This window comes from Roseovarius sp., from assembly GCF_018066915.1.
Classification (GTDB): Bacteria; Pseudomonadota; Alphaproteobacteria; order Rhodobacterales; family Rhodobacteraceae; genus Roseovarius.
In genome coordinates this window covers 1-4,581 of sequence record NZ_JAGPVV010000146.1, presented here as the reverse complement: position 1 = coordinate 4,581, position 4,581 = coordinate 1, and the positions used below count along the sequence as shown (strand labels likewise).

Here is a 4,581-nt window from a genome sequence, read left to right as displayed (position 1 = left end):
GGTACGAGGGCTATGGCATCGTGTTTGACGAGGCGATGGGCCATGGGCTGCCGATCATCAGCACGCAGGCGGGGGCGGTGCCGGAGACTGTGGCCCCCGGTGCGGGGATTTTGGTGCCGCCCGAGGATGATGCGGCATTTGGCGCGGCGCTGCGGCGGATGCTGAGTGAACCGCAGGTGCGCGCAGACTGTGCCGATGCGGCGCGGCGGTGGGCGGCGGGCTTGGGCGATTGGGCGGCGGCAGCGCAGGTGGTGGCCGACGCGGTGGGGTTTCAGACCTCGGCGGAGTAGTCGAGCACGCGCTCGCGGTGTTTGCCGCGCAGGTCCGAGGGGGTCACGCCGTAGAATTTCTTGAACGCGGTGGCGAGTGTGCCGGTCGAGCCAAAGCCGGTGGCGGTGGCGATGTCGATCAGCGGCAATTTCGTGCTCTGGATCAGGTGATGGGCACGGCGCACGCGCAATTGTTTGTAATAATGCCCCGGCGAGGTTTCGAACACGGCGCGGAAGCGGCGCTCGAGGCAGCGCTGCGAGGTGTCCACCTCATCGGCGATGTCGGCGATGGAGAGGGGGTCGGAGAGATTATCCTCCATGATCGCGAGCGCATCCGACACGGCCTTGTCGTAGAATTTGTGAAACGCCTCGGGGGCGAAAGGCTGGGTGCTGGAGCTGGTGCGGATTTCCGGCAAGAGCAGGTGGCGGCCGATTTCGGTGATTTCCGACACGGGCAGGTCGCGGGCCAGAAGGCCGATCACCAGTTCCGCCGTGGCTGCGCGCCCTGCTGCCGTGATGATGCCGTTGGAAAACTCCGAGAGGTTTTCGGTCAGGCGCGGTTGATCCTGGGTCTCGCGCAGAATCACGGCATCGGCCCAATGGGTCGTGACAGCGCCGGTTTCGATCTGGGTGCGCGAAATGAAGGTGGTGGCGGCATCCGCCAGCAGGATCACCGAGCGCCCGAGCCGCCTCATGCTGCGCAGGCGCGCCATCCAGACGGCGGGATCGGCGCGTTTCGAGGCGATGACGATCAGGAAATCGGCCATGCAGTGATCGGGGATGACAGGCTCTGCCCGAACGAGACAGACGCCGCCACCCTGCACGATCCCCGGCCTGTCCGAGATGATGCGCCAGCCGAAATGCGCAGAGCCATGCACGAGATTGGCGGTTTGCAGGGTGTGGATCACCGACGCCAGTTCCAGATCGCAGAACTTGCGCTGCACGAATATCTCGAAGAGCACCTTGGGGTCTTCGGGGAGGGGTCGGGGGCGTGGTCTCTCTTCGGTCATGGCGATTCTATAGACTGGAACGTGCGGGATAAAAACCTCGTTTGATATCGGGTTCGGATCAAGTGCGGTTTGCGGGGTGGGACATCGGGGCTGTTGCCCCGCTGCGCGCTCGTGTATCCTGCGCGGGAGAACGGACCGGGAAACGGCGCATGAGCAGGATCATTTCAAGGGTGCTGGCCTTGGTGCTGGCTATGGCGGGCGCCGTTTATGGTGTGAGCGCACAGGAGGCTGTCTTCAGCGGTCTGGCGCGGCTGGATGCGAGCGCCAGCACGATCACCGACAGCCGTGACGGGGTGGAGGTGACGCTGAGCCTGTCGCAGGGCGTGCCCTACCGGGTCTATACGCTTGATGCGCCGCCGCGTCTTGTGCTCGATTTTCAAGAGGTGGATTGGCAGGGCATCAGCGCAGGCACGCTGATTGCGGGGGCGCGGGTCAAGGGCTTGCGGCTGGGCCAGATCCGGCCGGGCTGGTCGCGCATGGTGGCCGATCTCGATGCGCCCTACCCGCTGGAGCGGGCGGGGCTCGAGATTGACCCATTGTCGGCGCGGGCGGCGTTGCGGGTCACGTTGGGGCAGGCGGATGGCGAACGCTTTGCCGCCACGGCGGGCACGCCTGATTTGCCCGGTTGGGACCTGCCCGATGCCAACGAGGCGTTGGCGGCAGCCCCGGTGCGGGTGCCGGGCGAGGGGCCACTGGTGGTGGTGCTTGATCCCGGCCATGGCGGCATTGATCCGGGCGCACAGGAAGGCGAGTTGACCGAAAAGGCGCTGATGCTGCAATTCGCGCAGGAATTGCGCGACGAATTGCTGCGCGCCGGTGGGTTCGACGTGGTTCTGACGCGGGAGCGTGACGAATTCGTGAGCCTCGAGCGGCGCGTGGCGCTGGCGCATTGGGCGGGGGCGGATGTGTTCTTGTCGCTGCATGCCGATGCGCTCTCGGGGGCGCAGGCGCGGGGGCTGTCGGTTTATACCCTCTCCGAGAGTGCCTCGGACAAGGCCAGTGCCGCGCTGGCGGAGCGGCACAATCGCGCCGATATGCTGGCCGGTGTGGACCTGAGCGGCAAGGATGATGTGGTGGCCGATGTGCTGATGGATCTGGCGCGGATCGAGACACAGCCGCGCACCGAAAATCTGGCGCAGGCCTTGATCGATAGCTTTGCCGCGCATGATCTGCCGCTCTTGTCGCGCCCTATGCGGCAGGCGGGGTTTTCGGTGCTGAAGGCCCCCGATATTCCGTCGGTCCTGATTGAATTGGGGTTTCTGTCCAGCCCGCGTGATTTGGCGCGGTTGCGCGATGAAGAGGGGCGGGCCCGGATCGCCACGGCCCTGCGCGCGGCGCTGACCGCGTGGCGGGATGCGGATGCCGCGCGGGCGGGATTGGTGCGGCAATGAGGGGGGCGGACGCCCTGACCCGGCGGAATGTGGCGCGCGGGCGTGCCCATTCCCTTTTGACCCCGAGGCCCGCTATGCCTATATCGGGGCCAGCAAGCATGCGGGGGCCCTTGTGATACGTGCGATTCTCAGCCTTTTCGGCACAGTCTTCAGTCTGATCACGCTGGTTGTGGTGGTGATCGGGCTGAGCATTGGTGCCGTGCTGCATATTTATGGCCAGGATTTGCCCAGCCATGAGAGCCTTGCCAATTACACGCCGCCGACCATCAGCCGGATCTATTCGGGCGAGGGGCGGATCATCGACGAATTCGCGCGTGAGCGGCGGTTGTTTACGCCGGCCGAGGATATTCCGGACCTTGTGAAACAGGCGTTCATCAGCGCCGAGGACAAGAATTTTTACACCCATGGCGGCTATGATGCCGTGGGCATCGCCTCGGCTGTTGTGGATGCGGTCAAGTCGCGGGGGCGCAATGTGCGCGGGGCCTCGACCATCACGCAGCAGGTGATGAAGAATTTCCTTCTGTCGGGCGACCGTCAGATGGAGCGCAAGATCAAGGAGATCATTCTGGCCACGCGGATCGAAGAGACGCTGAGCAAGGATGATATTCTGGAACTCTATCTCAACGAGATTTTCCTTGGTCAGAACAGCTATGGCGTGACCGCCGCCGCACAGACCTATTTCAACAAGACCCTGACCGAGTTGGCCCCGCATGAGGCCGCCACCATCGCCGCGATGCCGAAAGCGCCGAGCGATTATCATCCGGTGCGCGAGAAGGAGCGGCTCTTGGAGCGGCGCAATTTCGTGCTGCGGGAAATGTTCGAGAATGGCTATCTGGATCAGGCGGCCTATGAGCAGGAACGCGAAGCGCCGCTGCGGAGTGTGCAGAATGGCGATTTCCCGCCGTTCAGCGCCGATTTGCCGCCACGGGATTATTTCACCGATGAAATCCGGCGTCAGTTGAGCGCGGATTTCGGCGAGGGTGAATTCTTTACCGGCGGTCTGTCGGTGCGGGCGACCATTGATCCCGAGATGCAGGTCCATGCCGCGCGGGCGCTGCGCCGGCAGTTGGAAACCTATGACCGGGGGCAAGGGCGGTGGCGCGGCACGGGCGAGAGCCTGCCTGCCGAGGTGTTGGAGGATGAGGCGGCCTGGCGTGCGGCGCTGTCGGCGCTGAGTGTGGCGCGGGATATTGACCTTGATGGCGTGTGGCATCCGGCGGTGGTGCTGGGGATCGGCGATCAGGCCATGCAGGTGGGCATCGAAGGTGTCGAGGGCGTGCAGGAAGTGCCGCGCAGCGACATCAAATGGTTGCCCAAGGATTTTGCGGCCACCTTTGAACTGGGCGATGTGGTGCATGTGCGGGCTGTGACCGTGGATGGGGCCTTTGCCAATTGGTCGCTGCGGCAGGTGCCCGAGGTGCAGGGCGGTTTCGTGGCGATGGACGTGAACACGGGCCGCGTGATTTCCATGCAGGGCGGGTTTTCCTATCAGGCGTCGGTGTTCAACCGCACCACGCAGGCGCTGCGGCAGCCGGGATCGTCCTTCAAGCCGTTTGTCTATGCTGCCGCTCTCGACAGTGGCTATTCGCCCGCGACCATCGTGATTGACGCGCCGATTGAGATCAACACGCCGCAAGGCCTGTGGCGGCCGCGCAATTCGTCGAACAAGTTCTATGGTCCCACGCCGCTGCGCACCGGGATCGAGCAATCGCGGAACCTGATGACCATTCGCCTCGCGCAGGAGGTGGGCATGGATGTGATCGCGGATTATGCCGAGCGCTTTGGCGTTTACGAGAATATGGGGCGGTTTCTGGCGAACTCTCTGGGGTCGGAGGAGACCACGCTTTACAACATGGTCGCGGCCTATGCGATGTTCGCGAATGGTGGCGAGCGGGTGCGCCCGACCTTGGT

At 64.3% G+C, this 4,581-nt stretch carries 4 protein-coding genes; 3 read left to right on the top strand and 1 reads right to left on the bottom strand.

Going from position 1 to position 4,581, the window contains the following annotated elements; all coding sequences use genetic code 11:
• The coding region (locus KBT70_RS07970; protein WP_296630938.1) for a glycosyltransferase at positions 1 to 290 on the top strand (290 nt) is incomplete at its 5' end.
• Here the strand turns inward: KBT70_RS07970 and KBT70_RS07965 are convergent.
• Positions 272 to 1,279, bottom strand: a complete 1,008-nt coding sequence (locus KBT70_RS07965; protein WP_296630936.1) for a helix-turn-helix domain-containing protein — start codon at positions 1,277 to 1,279, stop codon at positions 272 to 274. The two genes, KBT70_RS07970 and KBT70_RS07965, sit on opposite strands and share 19 nt — an antisense overlap.
• 149 nt (positions 1,280 to 1,428) lie before the next feature.
• Here KBT70_RS07965 and KBT70_RS07960 point away from each other — a divergent pair, with 149 nt between their 5' ends.
• Together KBT70_RS07960 and KBT70_RS07955 are read left to right on the top strand one after the other, a co-directional pair.
• On the top strand, positions 1,429 to 2,670 hold the full coding sequence (locus KBT70_RS07960; RefSeq protein ID WP_296630933.1) for an N-acetylmuramoyl-L-alanine amidase: 1,242 nt from the start codon (positions 1,429 to 1,431) through the stop codon (positions 2,668 to 2,670).
• A gap of 112 nt (positions 2,671 to 2,782) precedes the next feature.
• Positions 2,783 to 4,581: transglycosylase domain-containing protein (locus KBT70_RS07955; protein WP_296630941.1), on the top strand; the 1,799-nt coding region annotated here is incomplete at its 3' end.